Here is a 15,422-nt window from a genome sequence, read left to right as displayed (position 1 = left end):
CTCGGTCGACCGGCCGCCTCCTCGCGAAGCAGCGGCACATCGCCTATATCGTGTGTCCTGAGCAAACGCGCAATCCGACACCGGCTGCGCAGGCGGTCTAGCTGCCCTTATGCTTGCTCAACTGAGGCTTTAATGCTGGACGATATATACAACCGACGCATCTTGGAACTCGCCGCCGACATCCCGAGGCTCGGCCGGCTCGACGCGCCCGATGCGAGCGCCACCGCCCATTCCCGGCTCTGCGGCTCGACCGTCACCGTCGACGTGACCCTCGGCGCTGACGGCCGGGTGACGGATTTCGCGCAGGATGTCAAAGCCTGCGCCCTCGGACAGGCCTCCTCGTCGCTGATGGGACGGCATGTGGTCGGCACCTCGGCGGGGGACCTGCGGGGCTTGCGCGAGGCCATGCGGGCGATGCTGAAGGAGGGCGCCCCGCCGCCGGACGGCCCCTTCGCCGATTTCGCGGTGCTGGAACCGGTGCGGGACTTCAAGGCCCGGCACGCCTCCACGCTCCTGACCTTCGACGCCGTGGTGGATGCCCTCGATCAGATCGAGGCCAGGCGGAGGGCGGCCGCGTGAGCCTGCCGCAGCAGGCCGCGCGGCTCGCGCTGCGCACCTATCAGCTCAGCCTGTCGTCCCTGGTCGGACGCCAGTGCCGCCACTGGCCGAGCTGTTCCGCCTACACGGACCAAGCCATCGCGACCTACGGCGTCTGGCCGGGGGCGTGGATGGGCTTCGCCCGATTCTGCCGCTGCGGCCCGTTCGGCACCCACGGCATCGACCTCGTGCCCGGCCGCCTGCCGGAGAACGCGGCGTGGTACCGGCCGTGGTCCTATGGACGCTGGCGCGGCGTCGAGGCTCCGCCCCTGCCGGAGGGGTCGCTGCTCGTCTGCGAGGAGGTCGAGGAACCGCCGCCCGCGCCGCCACCCGCGCCGCCGGCCGAATCGCGGGCGGAGACCCGTCCGCTGGTGGACTTCCCCTTCCGCGCCCCGCCCTTCCGCTGGGAGTGACAGCCGGGCCTGTTCCACGCGGGGGCGTGAAACCTAATCTGCGGCCTCCGGTTGATCGGAAAAGAGCCCGGCGCGGCCGGGCACCTCCAGAGATCGGGATCGGGCGCCATGACGACGGGAACCGAGGGCAAGAGCCACATCGACATCTTCGACCGCACCAGCCGGGCCGCCTGGGCCCAGCATTTCGGCGTGAGCGAGGAGCGCCTGCGCAAGGCGGTGACCATGGTCGGCACCCGTGTCACCAGCATCACCGCCTACCTGCACCGGCCGGGATCCTGAGGACGCGCCGATGGCGCGGCGCGTGGCACCGGTTCGGTAGGGCGCGATGACCTCAGAACGGAATGCAGGCGGGGAAGCCCCCGGCCGGGACGTGATCACCTTCGAGCAGATCCGGGAGCGCGCCTACGAATTGTGGGAGCGCAACCACCGGCCCGAAGGCCTCGAAATCGAGTTCTGGCTGATCGCCGAGCGCGAATTGCGCGCGGAGCGGGAGCGCAGCAAGGACAAGCGCGGCGGCGGGGATTAGGGCGCCCCGCCGGCCTCGGCCTCAGGCGGCCGGCTTGATGAAGCGGAACATGTTCGCCCGCGCCTCGTCGTCCATCTCGGCCTTGAAGGCGTGGCGGCCCTTCAGCGCCTCGGCGCGCTGGGCTGCCGGGCGGGCGTTGATCGTGTCGAGCAGCCGCTTGACGTTGGGCAGGCCGGCGAAGGCGCCCTCACCGAGCACGAAGGGCACCATCCGCGCCCAGCCCCAGGCCGCCATGTCGACGACCGAGTAGGCGTCGCCCACCATGAAGGCCCGGCCTTCGAGGTGCCTGTCGAGCACGTCCCAATGCCGGCGCGCCTCGTAGACGTATCGGTCCATGGCGTAGGCGCCCGCGTCCTTCGGCGCGAAATGCCGGAAGTGGACGCACTGGCCGGAGAACGGCCCGATGCCGGTGGCGACGAACATCATCCAGGACAGCATCTCGCCCCGCACCGCGCCGTTCTGCGGCGGCAGGAACTGGCCCGTCTTCTCAGCGAGGTAGAGGAGGATGGCGTTCGAGTCGAACACCGTCGTCTCCCCGTCCACGATCGCCGGCACCTTGGCGTTCGGGTTGACCGCCGCGTAGGCGGCGTCGAACTGGTCGCCCTTGCGGGTGTCCACCGGCACCGGCTCGTAGGGGAGGCCCAATTCCTCCAGGCAGAGGGCGACCTTCATCGGATTGGGTGAGAGGTTGTAATAGAAGCGGATCATGCGCGCTCTCCGGGGCTGACGCCTATTCGGTGACGATCTTGTAGCTGCGGCCCGGCACGAGGGCCGCCCCGCGCTCCAGGCCGTTCAGGACGAGGAACCGGTCGAGGGCACGGTCGGACACGACCATGCGCCGGGCAAGCTCCTCCGCGTTGGCGCCGCCTGCCTGCACGATCTGCAGATGGGTCGGGCGCAGGGCCGCGACCTCCTCGGGCGGGACCTCGGCGAGGCTCGCCACCCAGCGCTGGAAGGCGGCCTCCGGGTCGGCGCTGCCCTTGGCCGCCATGATCATCCGGTAAGTCGCACCGCCGAGGCGGATCGCGGCGAGGCGGAACGTCCAGTCCTTGCCCCGCGACAGGGCGAAGGCGGCTGGGTTGCCGTTCACGTCGCGGTTCTCGAAGCCGGCGGGGTCGAGGCTATCGTTCCACGTCGCCTTGAGCATCGCGTCGAGGCCCTGGCCCTCCTTGGTCTCGATCTGGTCGAAGAGCAGGCGGCGGTTGCCTTCCGCCGTGGTGCCGAGCACCGCCGAGCGGGTGTTCTCCAGGCTGAACCCCTCCGGCACCGCGAAGGCGATGCCGAGGCCGGAATGGATGAAGCGCCCGCTGCGCACCACGCCGTCGCGGGGGCTGTCGCCGTAGGCCAGCCCGTCGATGGCGGCGAGGTAGCGGCTGCGGTCGTCGCTGCCGATGCCCGGCGCGCCGACCTTGCGCGCGGCGCGGGTGGCGAGGTTCACGCGCTCGGCGGTGCCGGGATGGGTGGCGAGCATGTCCGGCTCGCCCGCCGTGCCGCCGCCCTGCTTCAACTGGACCGTGCGGTTGAGCGCCGTGAGGAACCGCGCCGCCGCGAAGGGATCGTAGCCCGCCGCCGCGAGGGTCTTCACCCCGGCGGCGTCGGCTTCCAGCTCCTGCTCACGGGAGAAGCGGGCGAGGGCGAAGCGCGACTGGCTCTTGAGCTGCGCCCCCGTGTCGGGATCGTTCAGCACGTCCGCCACCACCTTGCTCACCAGGGCGGAGCGCAGTTCCAGCTCGCTGCGGGCGGTGGCGTGGTTGAGGGTGACGTGGGCGATCTCATGCGCCAGCACCGCCGCGACCTCGGAGGTGTCGTTGGCGAGCGCCACGAGTCCACGCGTGACGTAGAGCCGTCCGTTCGGCAGGGCGAAGGCGTTGACGACGGGCGAATCGAGCAGGGTGACGGCGTAGCTCTGGTCCGGCCGGTCGCTGCCCTTGACCAGCCGGTCCGTGACCTCGGTCAGCAGGCGCGTGACGGCGGGGGCCTTGGCCTCGCCCCCGAAGGAGGCGACGAGCTTCTGGTGGTCGGCATCGGTCGCGCGCTCGCGGCCCGTCACCTTGGGCGCCCCGGCCGGCACGCGCACGGCGGCAGGCGTGCTCACCGAGCCGGTCTGGTCCGCCACGCAGGCGCCCAGAGCCAGGGCGGCGAGGCCGAGACAGGCCGCCCGCCGGAAACCGACCAACCCCCGCATCACGTCCATCGCGCTCAGCGCCGCACCCCAGAAACGTCCTGCCCGTGCAGCACCTCGATCGCATCGGGCGTCGCGGCCGCGATGACGGGGCCGCGCCCGATCTCGATGATTCCACGGACCCGCACGCGTGTGCCGTGCAGCGAGTCGGCAGTCAAACCATGGGCTGCCATCGTTCGCCAAGTGCGTTTCGTTACCGTGACGGTCAAGCCGTCGGCGCCCCGAGGGACGAAGTCGAGATAGGTGCGCGTGCCGCGCTCGCCGACATGGCGGACGATCCCCTCGATCACGGCGAAGCGACCGGCCAACCGCCGTAGGGCGGGGCCGTCCTGCGCATCGGGGGAGGCGTCGCGCCACAGGCCGAGCCGGCGCCGCCGGGCGGCCTCCTCCACGAGGCGGAGGGCGGGGCGGCAGAGGGCGTCCGCCTCGTTGGGATCGACGGCGGCGAGGCCCGCCGCCACGAGGTCCCCGGCGAGGTCTGCGGCGTCGGCGAGGGCTTCGGCGCCGACGCGCTCCCGGCCCCAGCGGTCGGGCAGGCCGCGTGGCGTCACGAGGATGCGCTGACCGACCCTGGCCAAGAGCGTTTCGCGTGCCGATTCGTCGTCCTCCGGCCAGCGGAGCGAATCGAGCACGGCCCGTCCGCCCGACGCGAAGCGCAATTCGCCCCGGGGGCCGAGTCCCTCCAGGGTCTCGGTCCGGGCCGGGGCCGCACGGCAATCGGGGTGGGTGACGGGCTCGGCGGGGGCGGAGCACGGCCACGCCAGGAGCGCGAGAAGCGCCGAGTGACGCCGCAGACCCATGGCTCCCGGCCTCCGACGGTGTTGGCCGCGCCCCGTGGAGATGCTAAGGACGCGCGGTTGTCTCCGTAGCTCAGCTGGACAGAGCACAGGTTTCCTAGAGGTTCAAATTGGGCGTCGCGCCGGGAAACCGCGCGACGGATCCGCTCAAAGTCGGGGAAAGCTTCCGGCCCAGTGCTCCCGCACCACGGCCCTGCCGATCCCGAGCCAAGCCCGCCCCGGCGGGAAGGTGTAGAGACTAGACGGGCGGCACCTACAGGCCGAAAGGCCCAGGGTGAAGGGATAGTCCAGACCACGAACGCTCCGGCACCGGCCGGGCGGCGGCGAAAGCCGAGGTGGTATGAAACCTGGGGTCGCAGGTTCGAGCCCTGCCGGGGACACCATTCTTCTTTCCACCCCACCGCCGCACCATGCCGCGTGGCATCCCCCCTCCGGCGGATTTCCGTCCGCCTGAATCTTGAATACAATCGCCCGCAGAAGAGAGCCCGGACGAGGCTCGACGGGGGGAATTCGTGGCGGCAGGGACGGCTGAGACACCCCGCGCGGCGGCGCGAAAGGATGCCGGGCTGGCCCGGCGGCTCGCGGAACGGCTCAAGGGCGAGGCGCGCTTCGATGCCTTCACCCGGGGGCGCTACGCCACCGACGCCTCGATCTACCAGATCACCCCCGCCGGCGTGGTCCTGCCGCGCTCCGGCGACGACATCGCCGCGACCCTGCAGATCGCCGCCGAGCACGGCGTGCCCGTCATCATGCGGGGCGGCGGCACCTCGCAGAACGGCCAGCCCATCGGCACCGGCCTCGTCGTAGATTGCTCGCGCCACTTCAACGGCGTGCTCGATTACGATGCGGAGGCCGGCACGATCACCGTTGAGCCGGGGGTGGTGCTGGAACGCCTGAACGCCCGGCTGAAGGCTGATGGCTGGTTCTTCCCCGTCGAGCCCTCGACGGCGACCCGCTGCACCATCGGCGGTATGGCCGGCAACAATTCCTGCGGCGCCCGCTCCCTGCGCTACGGCACGATGCGCAACAACGTGCTGGCGATCCGCGCCCTGCTGCCGGATGGCGAGCCCTTCGCCTTCTCCCTCACCGGCAACGATGCCACGGGCGTCGCCGGCTCGGCGCGGGCGGAGGACCTCGCGGCGCGGATGCTGCGCCTCGCCCACGAGCATCGGGACGAGATCGAGGCGCGCTACCCGAAGGTGCAGCGCCGGGTCGGCGGCTACAATCTCGACGCGCTGGTGACGGACCGGCCGAACCTCGCCCACCTGCTCGTGGGCTCGGAGGGGACGCTCGCCGCCACCACGGCGGTGACGCTGAAGCTCTCGCGCCTGCCGGCGCACCGGGTGATGGGCGTCTGCCACTTCCCTTCGTTCCGCGCGGCGATGGAGACGACCCGACACATCGTCGCCCTCGACCCGGTGGCGGTGGAGCTGGTGGACAACAACGTCCTCGTGCTCGGCGCCGACATCCCGCTGTTCCGCACGACGCTCGCCGACATCACCCGCGGCAAGCCGAACTGCCTGCTGCTGGCCGAGTTCGCGGGCGACGACCTCGCGGCCCTGAAGCGCGACCTCAAGCGCCTCGATGCCTGCATGGCCGACCACGGCTTCCCGAACGCGGTGGTCGAAGTCATCGAGCCCGCCCGGCAGAAGCCGGTTTGGGAAGTGCGCGAGGCCTGCCTCAACATCATGATGTCGATGAAGGGCGACGCGAAGCCGGTCTCCTTCATCGAGGATTGCGCCGTCCCCCTCGAACACCTCGCCGACTACACCGACGCCGTGACCGAGGTGTTCACGAAGCACGGCACGCGGGGCACGTGGTACGCCCACGCCTCGGTGGGCTGCCTGCATGTCCGCCCGATCCTCGACATGAAGCTCGGGGGCGACGTCGCCAAGATGCGCGCCATCGCCGAGGAGACTTCGGAGCTGGTCCGCCGCTACAAGGGCTCCTATTCCGGCGAGCACGGCGACGGCATCTCCCGCTCGGAATTCGTGGAGCCGCTGTTCGGCGCGACGCTGGCCCGCGCCTTCGAGACGGTGAAGGACGGGTTCGACCCGGAGAACCATCTCAACCCCGGCAAGATCGTCCGCCCCCTGCGGATGGACGACCGCAGCCTCTTCCGCTTCAAGCCCGACTACGCCGTGACGGCGCCGGCCCGGACAGCCCTCGACTGGTCGGATTGGGGCGGCTTCGGCGGCGCCGTGGAGATGTGCAACAACAACGGCACCTGCCGGAAGCTCGCGGGCGGGGCGATGTGCCCCTCCTACCGGGTGACGAAGGAGGAGCAGCACCTCACGCGCGGCCGGGCGAATTCATTGCGGCTGGCGATCTCCGGCCAGCTCGGGACCGACGCCTTCACCAGCCATGAGATGAAGCGCACGATGGACCTGTGCGTGTCGTGCAAGGCCTGCCGGCGCGAATGTCCGACCGGCGTCGACATGGCCAAGATGAAGGTCGAGTTCCTGCACCATTACCATGCCCGCCACGGCCTGCCCCTGAAGGACCGCCTGATCGGGCTGATGCCGCATTATGCTGGCGTGGCCGCGCGGCTCGCCCCGCTCCTCAACCTGCGGGACCGGCATCCGGCCCTGGCGGCGGTGTCGGAGCGGGTCACCGGCTTCTCGGCGCGGCGCACCCTGCCGCAATGGCGGCGGCCGTGGAAGGAGATCGGCGAGCCCGCCCACCCCTCGGACATCACGGGCGACTTCCGCGACGTGATCCTGTTCGGCGACACGTTCAACCGCGCCTTCGAGCGGGAAAACCTGGAGGCGGCCGAGCGGGTGCTCGCGGCGGCGGGCTACCGGCTACACCGGGTGTTCCCGCCCAAGGGCCGCCGGCCCCTGTGCTGCGGACGGACATGGCTCGCCTCGGGCCAGACCGACCGGGCGCGGGCGGAGGCGCGGCGCACCCTCGACGCGCTGCTGCCCTATGTCCGCGCCGGGGCGCGGGTGGTCGGGCTGGAACCATCCTGCCTGCTCACCTTCCGCGACGAGTTCCTGGCCCTGCTGCCGGGCGAGGAGGCGCAGGCGCTCGCCCAGCAATCCCTGCTGATCGAGGAATTGCTGATGCGTGACCTCTCGGCGGGGCGGATCAGCCTGCCCTTCGTCCATCAGGGCGGCCGATTGGCGCATCTGCACGGCCATTGCCACCAGAAGTCCTTCGGCGTGATGGGCCCGGTGGAGTCGTTGCTGCGCTCGGTGCCCGGTCTCGATGTCCGGGTGATCGAATCGAGCTGCTGCGGCATGGCCGGGGCGTTCGGCTACGGCAAGGACACGGTGGACGTGTCCTTCGCCATGGCGGAGCTGTCCCTGTTCCCGGCCCTGCGGCAGGCGGGACCCGAGGATCTGGTGGTCGCGGACGGCACGTCGTGCCGCCATCAGATCCATGACGGCCTGGGAATCCATGCCAAGCATGTGATCCGCGTGCTCGACCGAGCGTTGACGCCTCGACACTGAATACAGGTGCACCTACACATATTGTTCCAGTGGCCCGGTCGTGCGCGACTGGGCGGGTCCTGTGTGTGCGCATGAACAAGATCGAATCCGGCTTCGGCATCAGCCGCCGCTACCTCCATGACGAGGTGGCGGACCGTATGCGCGAGTTGATCCAGTCCGGCGAGATGGAGCCGAAGGAACGGATCAACGAGAGCGAGTTGACCGAGCGGTTCGGCATCTCGCGCACCCCCCTGCGCGAGGCGATCAAGATCCTCGCCACCGAGGGGCTGCTCGAATTGCTGCCCAACCGGGGTGCGCGCGTCGCGAGCATCACCGAGGCCGAACTGGAGGACATGATCGAGGTCATCGCGGGGTTGGAGGCGACCGCGGGCGACCTCGCCTGCCGCACCATCACCGATGACGAGATCGACGCGATCCAGGTCGATCACGATGCGATGGTCGGCGCCTTCAAGGCGGGGGACGAGGCCGGCTACTTCGCCCATAACCGCCTGATCCACGAGGCGATCATGGCGGCGGCGCGCAACGGCACGCTGTCGAGCATCTACCTGAGCCTGTCGGGTCGGGTGCAGCGCTCGCGCTACCGCGCCCACCAGACCGAGGACCAGTGGCAGCAGGCGATGTCGGAGCACGAGCAGATGATCGTGCACCTGCGCGCCCGCGACGGCGCCGCCCTGGGGAGCCTGCTGCGGGAGCATATCCGCGGCAAGAAGCGGGTGATCGCCGCGAATTACGTCGACCTCGGCGCGGCCTAGGCCGCGTCCGGCGCCCTCAAACCCGCCACGAGGTCGGCGAAGCGGTCGCCCTGCACGAGGACGTGGCTGCGCAGGCGATCGGCCGCGAGGGCGTCGTCGCCGACGAGGATGGCCTCTACAATGGCCCTATGCTCCGCGAGGGATTGCGGCAGCCTCTGGCGCACGCGCAGTTGCAGCCGGCGGTAGGGCGCGAGGCGGCGGTGCAGGGTCAGGGCTTGCTCGGCCAGGAAGGCGTTGCGGCTCGCCCGGTAGATGAGGCCGTGGAACACGTAGTTCTCGGCGTAATAGGCCTCGCAATCGTCGGACGCCGCCGCGCAGGCCGCGAGTGCCGCTTCCAGCGCGTCTCGGTCGGAAGGGCCGAGGCGCCGCGCCGCCAGCCGCCCGCAGGCGGCCTCGATCTCGGCCATGGTCTCGAACATCGCGACGAGGTTGTGGGGCTCCGGTGAGCTGACGATGGTGCCGCGCCGGGGCTTCGTCTCCACGAGGCCGCTCACCGCCAGTTGTAGCAGCGCCTCGCGAATCGGCGTGCGCGACACGCCGAACCGGGCCGCGAGCTGCACCTCGTCCAGGCGCGCCCCCAGGGCCAGCCGCCCCTCGACGATCTCGTCCTCGATCGTCTGCCGGAGATCCTGAGCGCGGCTCATCCTCCCCCTCCCGTCCTGGCGTCCGGGTTCGTTGTTGCCCCGAATTGCGTATCCATTATGCGAGGGCGTTGACAAAATATACAAGAGGCCGTCTTCTGCATACCAGAACGGTATCGGTGAATACCGCAGCGCACATAATATTCGCCGACATTGTGCGGCGCGGGAGGTGCCCATGACGCTGACACGACGCCATTTCGTCGCCGCGACCCTTGCCGCCCCGGCGCTCCTGCGCTTCGGCCTGAACAGTGCCCAGGCGGCCACCACGATCAAGCTGTCGCACCAGTTCCCCGGCGGGACCATCGACGAGGGCGATTTCCGCGACCGGATGTGCCGGATGTTCGCCAAGCAGGTGGGCGAGAAGACCAAGGGCGCGCTGGACGTGCAGGTCTATCCCGGCTCGTCGCTGATGAAGACGAACGCCCAGTTCGGCGCCATGCGGAAGGGCGCCCTCGACATGTCACTCTACCCGGCCCCCTATGCCGGCGGCGAGGTGCCCGAGATGAACATCGGGCTGATGCCGGCCCTCGTGACCTCCTACGATCAGGCCATCGCCTGGAAGAACGCCCCCGTGGGCCGCAAGCTCACCGAGATCCTGGCCGCGAAGGGCATCGTGCTGGTCTCGTGGGTGTGGCAGGCGGGCGGCGTCGCGAGCCGCGAGCGTCCTCTGGTCGGCCCCGCCGACGCCAAGGGCATGAAGGTGCGCGGCGGCTCCCGCGAGATGGACATGATGATGAAGGAGGCGGGCGCCGCCACCCTCTCCATCCCGTCGAACGAATCCTACGCCGCCATGCAGACCGGCGCCTGCGACGCGGTCATCACCTCCTCTACCAGCCTGATCTCCTTCCGCCTGGAGGAACTGTCAAAGGCGCTCACCTCCGGCCGCCAGCATTCCTACTGGTTCATGCTGGAGCCGATCATGATGTCGAAGCTCGTGTTCGACGGCCTGCCCAAGGACCAGCAGGACGCGATCATGGCGACCGGCGCCGAACTGGAGAGCTTCGGCCAGGCCGGCGCCAAGGCGGACGACACTCGCGTCGAGGAGCTGTTCGCCAAGGCGGGCGCCAAGGTCGATCAGATCGACGAGGGGACGCTCGGCAAGTGGCGCGACATCGCCCGCGTCACGGCCTGGAAGGACTATGCCGGGAAGAACGCGAACTGCGCCGAGCTTTTGAAGCTTGCGGAGCAGGTGGCCTAGCCGGAACTGTCACCGACCGGCCGCGCGGACAGGGATGAAATCCCGGCGCGCAGCCGTTTGATGGTCTGCCGCGGGTGCGGCCGACGGCGCAGGAACGCCGCGACCGAACAGGGGGGAAGCCGGTGATCACACGACGCCATGTCCTGGGCGCGGCCTCGGCGATGGGCAGCCTCGTCGCCTGTCCGGCCGTGCTGCGCGCGCAAGCGCCGAAGATCCTGAAGCTGTCGCACCAGTTTCCCGGCGGCACCCTGGAGGAGGGCGACGCCCGCGACCGCATCGCCCGCCGCTTCGCCGCCGAACTCGAGAAGCGCACGGGCGGCGGCCTGCAGGTGCAGGTCTACCCGACGTCGTCGCTCATGAAGACGCTGGCCCAGTTCAGCGCCGTCCGGAAGGGCGCCCTCGACATGAGCCTCGTACCGCTCTCCTACGCGGGCGGCGAGGTGCCCGAGACCAACCTCGCGCTGATGCCGGCCGTCGTGGCGAGCTACGAGCAGGCCGCCAAGTGGCGCGACGCCAGGATCGGCGAGGAATTCTCCAGGACGCTGGCCGAGAAGGGCGTCATCATCCTCACCTGGGTCTGGCAGTCGGGCTCCGTCGCCTCGAAGGTGAAGCCGATCCTCGTGCCCGAGGACGTGAAGGGCGTGAAGGTGCGCGGCGGCGGGCGCGAGATCGACATGATGTTCCAGGCGATGGGCGGCATCGTCTCCACCATGCCGTCGAGCGAGATGTATATCGGCATGCAGACCGGCGCCCTGGAGGCGGCGATCAGCTCGTCCACGAGCCTGATCTCGTTCCGCCTGGACGAGATGACGAAGAACCTCACTGCCGGCCGGGGCCGCTCGTTCTGGTTCGTCCTCGAACCGCTGATCATGTCGAAGATCGTCTTCGACGGGCTATCGCCTGAGCAGAAGAAGGCCATCGTCGATGTCGGGCGCGAGATGGAGGCCTTCTCCTTCGCCGCCGCCAAGGCCGACGACGAGGAACTCGTGAAGATCTACGGCGCGCGCGGCGTGCAGATCCACGACCTCAGCGACGCCAACATCGAGAAGTGGCGTGACCTCGCCCGGGGCACGGCCTGGAAGGATTTTGCGGGCAAGAGCGCGCGCTGCGCCGAACTCCTCAAGCTGGCGGAGCAGGTTTCGTGAGCCACGGTTTCGACGCCGCCACCGCGATCTCCGAGGCGCATGCCCCGCCCGAACCCCGGATCCCCGGCACCCTCGGGGTGCTCGACCGGATGTCGAAGGCCCTCAACCGGGTCATCATGGGGCTCGGCGGGCTGGCGCTGTTCGGCGCCTGCCTCGTGCTCAGCCACAGCGTGGTGATCCGCTACGTCTTCCACGAGCCGACCGAGTGGCAGGACGAGATGGCGGTGTTCCTCATCGTCGGCGCCACCTTCGGGTCGGCGGCGGCAGTGCAGGCCAAGCGCGGCCACGTCGCCATCGAGGCGCTGACCGGCTTGCTGCCGCCCGCCGTCAACCGGGTGCGGCTGGTGCTGGTGGATTGCGTCAGCCTCGCCTTCTGCCTGTTCTTCACCTGGAAGAGCTGGTCCCTCGACCACGAGGCCTGGACCGACGGGCAGGTCTCGCAATCGACCTGGGGTCCGCCGCTCTGGATCCCCTACACCCTGATGGCGGCGGGCATGAGCCTGCTCTGCCTGCAACTCGCCCTCCAGATCGCGGAGGCGATCCGCTTGGGCCCGAGCGGCGCCGGCTGGGCCCGGCCGAAGATCGGCCTCGGTGCCGACATCAACCGCGACATGAGGGGACGCCCGGACGCGACGCCGGCCGGTCCCGACCCGATGGGAACCACCGTCCGCACCGGCCCGAAGGCCGGGCAGGCTCGCGGCTGAGGCAGGGGACACACGATGAGCGTCGCGACGATCGGGTTCCTCTACGCCGGTGCCACCCTGGGGGCGATGCTCTCAGGCATCCCCATCGCCTTCGCGCTGGGCGCGGTGGCCCTGGCCTTCATGCTGGCCTTCATGCCTGCCGCCTCCCTCGATACGGTGGCACAGAACGTCTACGAAGAGATGGCCTCCATCACCCTCCTCTCGATCCCGCTCTTCATCCTGAAGGGCGCCGCCATTGGCCGCTCGCGGGCGGGGCAGGATCTCTACTCGGCCATGCATGCCTGGATGCACCGCATCCCCGGTGGGCTCGGCATCGCCAACGTGTTCGCCTGCGCCCTGTTCGCGGCCATGGCGGGATCGAGCCCCGCGACCTGCTCGGCCATCGGCTCGGCGGGCATCCCGGAGATGAGGAAGCGCGGCTACTCGCCGGGCTTCGCCGCCGGCATCATCGCGGCGGGCGGCACGCTCGGCATCCTGCTGCCGCCCTCGATCACCATGATCCTCTACGCGGTGGCGGCCGAGCAGTCGCTGGGCCGCCTGTTCCTCGCCGGCATCGGGCCGGGGCTGCTGCTGGTCGGCCTGTTCGCGAGCTGGGCGATCTTTCGCTTCCGCTCCGAATACGCCACCGCCAAGACCGTGCTGGAGAACGGCGGCCCGGCTTCGCCGATCCTCGCCGAAGACAAGTACAGCATGGCGCAGCGCTTCTCGACGCTGCCCCGCGTGGCGCCTTTCGTCATTCTGCTGACCGGCGTGATGGTGGCCCTCTACGGCGGCTACGCCACGCCCTCCGAGACGGCGGGCCTCGGCGGGTTGCTGGCGCTGGCCCTGATCGCGGCGATCTACGGCGTGTGGCGGGCGCGTGACGTGAACCCGATCCTCACGGCGACGCTGCGGGAATCGACCATGCTGATGCTGATCATCGGCATGTCGCTCCTCTACGCGTACGTGATGAGCTACCTCCACATTTCGCAATCGGCGGCGGCGGCGATCGTGGCGATGCAGCTCTCGCCCTGGCTGCTGCTGCTGACGATCCTCGGCCTCGTGATCGTGCTCGGCTTCTTCCTGCCGCCGGTCTCGATCATCCTGATGACCGCGCCGATCATCCTGCCGCCGCTCAAGGCCGCCGGGTTCGATCTCGTGTGGTTCGGCGTGGTGATGACGATCACCATGGAGATGGGGCTGATCCACCCGCCGGTGGGCCTCAACATCTTCGTCATCAAGAACATCGCCCCCGACATCCCGCTCTCGGACATCATCTGGGGCACGCTGCCCTTCGTGATCCTGATGGCGGTGGCGATCCTGATCCTGTGCCTCGTGCCCGGCATCGCCATGTGGCTGCCGGACCTGCTGCTCAGCAATACGCGATAGGGGCGGGCGGGCTCAGGCCCGCGCGATCCCCGTCCGGTCGAGCTTGGCGAGCGCGTCGCTCACCGTTTCGCCCCCGATCGTCAGGTCGGGGGCGATCTCGTTCAGGGGCACCAGCACGAAGGCCCGCTCGCGCACGTAGCGATGCGGCAGGACGAGGCGCTCGTCCTCCACCGCCGCGCCCTCGTAGGCCAGGACGTCGATGTCGATGATCCGGGGCCCCCAGCGCTCCTCGCGGATGCGGCCGAGGTCGCGCTCGATGCCCTGGCAGGCGTCGAGCAGGGCGTGGGGATCGAGGTCGGTCTCGATGGCGACCGCACCGTTCAGGAACCAGGGCTGGTCCGTCTTGCCCCAGGGCGGGGTGCGGTAATCCGGGGAGCGGGCGACGACCCGGATGCCGGGGATGGCGGCGAGCTTATCGACCGCTTGGTCGAGCATCGCGGCCATGTCGCCGATGTTGCTGCCGATGCCGAGCCACGCCTTCACCGCGCGCCCTCCCGGCGGCGGGTGATGGTGACGCCGACCCGTTCCAGGATCGCGGGAACCGGGGCGCTCGGCTTGTCGACCCGCACGGTGATCGCCGCGATGGCCGGGAAGCCGGCCAGGATGGCCTGCGCGATGGTCTCGGCCAGGGCCTCGATGAGCTGGAAGCGGCGCTCCGTGGCGATGGAGACGGCGATGGCGGTCAGGTCCGCGTAGCTCACGGTCAGGGCCACGTCGTCCGCCCGGCCGGCGGGGGCAAGGTCGAGTTCGGCATCGAGGCCGAGATAGAAGCGCTGGCCCAGCACCTCCTCCTCCGGCAGCACGCCATGGCGGCCGAAGACGGCGATGCCCTCGACGCGGATGTGATCGCTCATACCCGCGACTCCGGCCGCATCACCGCATCGACGACGCGCATCGCGTCCACATGGGCGGCGACGTCGTGGACGCGCACGATGTCGGCCCCGAGCGTGCCCGCGAGCGCATGCGCCGCGAGGGAGCCGTAGAGCCGGTCGGCCGGCTTGGTCTCGCGGTCGTGCAGGCGCCCGAGCAGCGACTTGCGCGAGACGCCGACGAGGAGCGGGAAGCCGAGCGCCCGGATCTCGGGCAGGCGCCGGAGCGCTTCGAGGTGCTGCTCCCAGGTCTTGCCGAAGCCGACGCCGGGATCGAGCACGATGTCCCCGTCGGGGATGCCGGCCCTGCGGGCGATGCCGAGGGACCGGTCGAAGAAGGCGAGCATGTCGGCCACGATGTCGAGGCCAGGGTCGATGGTCTCGCGGTTGTGCATCACGATGACCGGGGCGCCATGGGCGGCGGCGACCGAGGCGATGTCCGGTTCGCGCTGCAAGCCCCAGACGTCGTTGACGATTCTGGCTCCGGCGGCGAGGGCGAGGTCGGCGGTGGACGCCTTGTAGGTGTCGATGGAGATCGGGATCCGAAGGTGCTCGGCGAGCGCGCGGATCACCGGCAGGACGCGGGCCTGCTCTTCCTCGGCCGGCACGGGCGTGTGGCCGGGGCGGGTGGATTCGCCGCCGATGTCGAGGATCGCCGCCCCTTCCGCCGCCAGACGCTCGGCCTGGGCGCGGGCCTCCGCCTCGCCCCGGAACAGCCCGCCGTCCGAGAAGGAATCCGGCGTGACGTTGAGGATGCCCATCACGAGACTTCGCC

General features: G+C 70.1%; 16 protein-coding genes and 1 pseudogene. 10 read left to right on the top strand and 7 right to left on the bottom strand.

What is annotated here, in order from left to right; genetic code table 11:
- The first annotated feature begins 132 nt into the window (after positions 1–132).
- The 4 genes and pseudogenes from MKK52_RS24635 to MKK52_RS24620 all read left to right on the top strand — a co-directional run bounded on the left by MKK52_RS24635 (position 133) and on the right by MKK52_RS24620 (position 1,536).
- Positions 133–579 carry an iron-sulfur cluster assembly scaffold protein gene (locus tag MKK52_RS24635; protein WP_243958960.1) on the top strand — a complete coding sequence of 149 codons (447 nt, stop codon included), beginning with the start codon at positions 133–135 and terminating at the stop codon, positions 577–579.
- A pseudogene (gene yidD / locus MKK52_RS24630) lies at positions 576–908 on the top strand (membrane protein insertion efficiency factor YidD); the annotation flags it as partial. The gene MKK52_RS24635 and the pseudogene yidD, both read left to right, overlap by 4 nt.
- A 210-nt stretch (positions 909–1,118) precedes the next feature.
- The gene (locus MKK52_RS24625; RefSeq protein ID WP_243958958.1) at positions 1,119–1,289 is read left to right on the top strand and encodes a DUF3606 domain-containing protein; all 171 of its coding nucleotides are present in this window, start codon (positions 1,119–1,121) and stop codon (positions 1,287–1,289) included.
- A 46-nt stretch (positions 1,290–1,335) separates the two neighbouring features.
- The gene (locus tag MKK52_RS24620; protein ID WP_243958956.1) at positions 1,336–1,536 is read left to right on the top strand and encodes a DUF2934 domain-containing protein; all 201 of its coding nucleotides are present in this window, start codon (positions 1,336–1,338) and stop codon (positions 1,534–1,536) included.
- 21 nt (positions 1,537–1,557) lie between these two features.
- Here the strand turns inward: MKK52_RS24620 and MKK52_RS24615 are convergent, their stop codons facing one another.
- The 3 genes from MKK52_RS24615 to MKK52_RS24605 are packed head-to-tail and all read right to left on the bottom strand — an operon-like array spanning position 1,558 to position 4,518.
- A complete protein-coding gene (locus MKK52_RS24615; RefSeq protein WP_243958954.1) occupies positions 1,558–2,244 on the bottom strand; it encodes a glutathione S-transferase family protein in 687 nt (228 codons plus the stop codon).
- A 22-nt stretch (positions 2,245–2,266) separates the two neighbouring features.
- Positions 2,267–3,721 (bottom strand): M48 family metalloprotease, encoded by a 1,455-nt coding sequence (locus tag MKK52_RS24610; protein WP_243958952.1) that lies wholly within the window; start codon positions 3,719–3,721, stop codon positions 2,267–2,269.
- Between the two features lie 14 nt (positions 3,722–3,735).
- Positions 3,736–4,518 (bottom strand): pentapeptide repeat-containing protein, encoded by a 783-nt coding sequence (locus tag MKK52_RS24605; protein WP_243958950.1) that lies wholly within the window; start codon positions 4,516–4,518, stop codon positions 3,736–3,738.
- A 509-nt stretch (positions 4,519–5,027) separates the two neighbouring features.
- Between MKK52_RS24605 and MKK52_RS24600 the strand changes: the two genes are divergently transcribed.
- The gene (locus tag MKK52_RS24600) at positions 5,028–7,970 is read left to right on the top strand and encodes an FAD-binding and (Fe-S)-binding domain-containing protein (RefSeq protein ID WP_243958948.1); all 2,943 of its coding nucleotides are present in this window, start codon (positions 5,028–5,030) and stop codon (positions 7,968–7,970) included.
- Between the two features lie 71 nt (positions 7,971–8,041).
- On the top strand, positions 8,042–8,722 hold the full coding sequence (locus tag MKK52_RS24595) for a GntR family transcriptional regulator (protein WP_243958946.1): 681 nt from the start codon (positions 8,042–8,044) through the stop codon (positions 8,720–8,722).
- On the opposite strand, the gene MKK52_RS24590 is transcribed toward MKK52_RS24595, so the two are convergent.
- A complete protein-coding gene (locus MKK52_RS24590) occupies positions 8,719–9,366 on the bottom strand; it encodes a GntR family transcriptional regulator (protein ID WP_243958944.1) in 648 nt (215 codons plus the stop codon). The genes MKK52_RS24595 and MKK52_RS24590 overlap by 4 nt on opposite strands.
- Positions 9,367–9,538: 172 nt before the next feature.
- Between MKK52_RS24590 and dctP (MKK52_RS24585) the strand changes: the two genes are divergently transcribed.
- The 4 genes from dctP (MKK52_RS24585) to MKK52_RS24570 all read left to right on the top strand — a co-directional run bounded on the left by dctP (MKK52_RS24585) (position 9,539) and on the right by MKK52_RS24570 (position 13,778).
- Positions 9,539–10,561, top strand: coding sequence for a TRAP transporter substrate-binding protein DctP (gene dctP / locus MKK52_RS24585; protein WP_243958942.1), 1,023 nt, complete (start codon positions 9,539–9,541; stop codon positions 10,559–10,561).
- Positions 10,562–10,722: 161 nt separating this feature from the next.
- Complete coding sequence (dctP, locus tag MKK52_RS24580) at positions 10,723–11,706, top strand: TRAP transporter substrate-binding protein DctP (RefSeq protein WP_243959732.1); 984 nt, start codon at positions 10,723–10,725, stop codon at positions 11,704–11,706.
- Positions 11,703–12,410 (top strand): TRAP transporter small permease, encoded by a 708-nt coding sequence (locus tag MKK52_RS24575; protein ID WP_243958940.1) that lies wholly within the window; start codon positions 11,703–11,705, stop codon positions 12,408–12,410. The genes dctP (MKK52_RS24580) and MKK52_RS24575 overlap by 4 nt, the downstream gene beginning before the upstream one ends.
- A 15-nt stretch (positions 12,411–12,425) precedes the next feature.
- The gene (locus tag MKK52_RS24570) at positions 12,426–13,778 is read left to right on the top strand and encodes a TRAP transporter large permease (protein ID WP_243958938.1); all 1,353 of its coding nucleotides are present in this window, start codon (positions 12,426–12,428) and stop codon (positions 13,776–13,778) included.
- A gap of 12 nt (positions 13,779–13,790) precedes the next feature.
- Here the strand turns inward: MKK52_RS24570 and folK are convergent, their stop codons facing one another.
- The 3 genes from folK to folP are packed head-to-tail and all read right to left on the bottom strand — an operon-like array spanning position 13,791 to position 15,408.
- Positions 13,791–14,261, bottom strand: coding sequence for a 2-amino-4-hydroxy-6-hydroxymethyldihydropteridine diphosphokinase (gene folK / locus MKK52_RS24565; RefSeq protein WP_313898776.1), 471 nt, complete (start codon positions 14,259–14,261; stop codon positions 13,791–13,793).
- Positions 14,258–14,632, bottom strand: a complete 375-nt coding sequence (gene folB, locus MKK52_RS24560; protein ID WP_243958936.1) for a dihydroneopterin aldolase — start codon at positions 14,630–14,632, stop codon at positions 14,258–14,260. The genes folK and folB overlap by 4 nt, the downstream gene beginning before the upstream one ends.
- Positions 14,629–15,408 (bottom strand): dihydropteroate synthase, encoded by a 780-nt coding sequence (folP, locus tag MKK52_RS24555; protein ID WP_243959727.1) that lies wholly within the window; start codon positions 15,406–15,408, stop codon positions 14,629–14,631. The genes folB and folP overlap by 4 nt, the downstream gene beginning before the upstream one ends.
- Positions 15,409–15,422: the final 14 nt, after the last annotated feature.

This window comes from Methylobacterium sp. J-067, from assembly GCF_022829465.1.
In the GTDB taxonomy this organism is placed as follows: domain Bacteria; phylum Pseudomonadota; class Alphaproteobacteria; order Rhizobiales; family Beijerinckiaceae; genus Methylobacterium; species Methylobacterium litchii.
The sequence above is the reverse complement of the archived record's forward strand: the minus strand, read 5'-3'. Positions and strand labels throughout refer to the sequence as shown.

What these genes read in the sequence shown, in the direction of transcription:
- MKK52_RS24635 (WP_243958960.1), top strand. Translation starts at nt 133, where the DNA reads ATGCTGGACGATATATACAACCGACGCATCTTGGAACTCGCCGCCGAC.
- MKK52_RS24625 (WP_243958958.1), top strand. Translation starts at nt 1,119, where the DNA reads ATGACGACGGGAACCGAGGGCAAGAGCCACATCGACATCTTCGACCGC.
- MKK52_RS24620 (WP_243958956.1), top strand. Translation starts at nt 1,336, where the DNA reads ATGACCTCAGAACGGAATGCAGGCGGGGAAGCCCCCGGCCGGGACGTG.
- MKK52_RS24615 (WP_243958954.1), bottom strand. Translation starts at nt 2,244, where the DNA reads ATGATCCGCTTCTATTACAACCTCTCACCCAATCCGATGAAGGTCGCC.
- MKK52_RS24610 (WP_243958952.1), bottom strand. Translation starts at nt 3,721, where the DNA reads ATGCGGGGGTTGGTCGGTTTCCGGCGGGCGGCCTGTCTCGGCCTCGCC.
- MKK52_RS24605 (WP_243958950.1), bottom strand. Translation starts at nt 4,518, where the DNA reads ATGGGTCTGCGGCGTCACTCGGCGCTTCTCGCGCTCCTGGCGTGGCCG.
- MKK52_RS24595 (WP_243958946.1), top strand. Translation starts at nt 8,042, where the DNA reads ATGAACAAGATCGAATCCGGCTTCGGCATCAGCCGCCGCTACCTCCAT.
- MKK52_RS24590 (WP_243958944.1), bottom strand. Translation starts at nt 9,366, where the DNA reads ATGAGCCGCGCTCAGGATCTCCGGCAGACGATCGAGGACGAGATCGTC.
- dctP (WP_243958942.1), top strand. Translation starts at nt 9,539, where the DNA reads ATGACGCTGACACGACGCCATTTCGTCGCCGCGACCCTTGCCGCCCCG.
- dctP (WP_243959732.1), top strand. Translation starts at nt 10,723, where the DNA reads ATGGGCAGCCTCGTCGCCTGTCCGGCCGTGCTGCGCGCGCAAGCGCCG.
- MKK52_RS24570 (WP_243958938.1), top strand. Translation starts at nt 12,426, where the DNA reads ATGAGCGTCGCGACGATCGGGTTCCTCTACGCCGGTGCCACCCTGGGG.
- folB (WP_243958936.1), bottom strand. Translation starts at nt 14,632, where the DNA reads ATGAGCGATCACATCCGCGTCGAGGGCATCGCCGTCTTCGGCCGCCAT.
- folP (WP_243959727.1), bottom strand. Translation starts at nt 15,408, where the DNA reads ATGGGCATCCTCAACGTCACGCCGGATTCCTTCTCGGACGGCGGGCTG.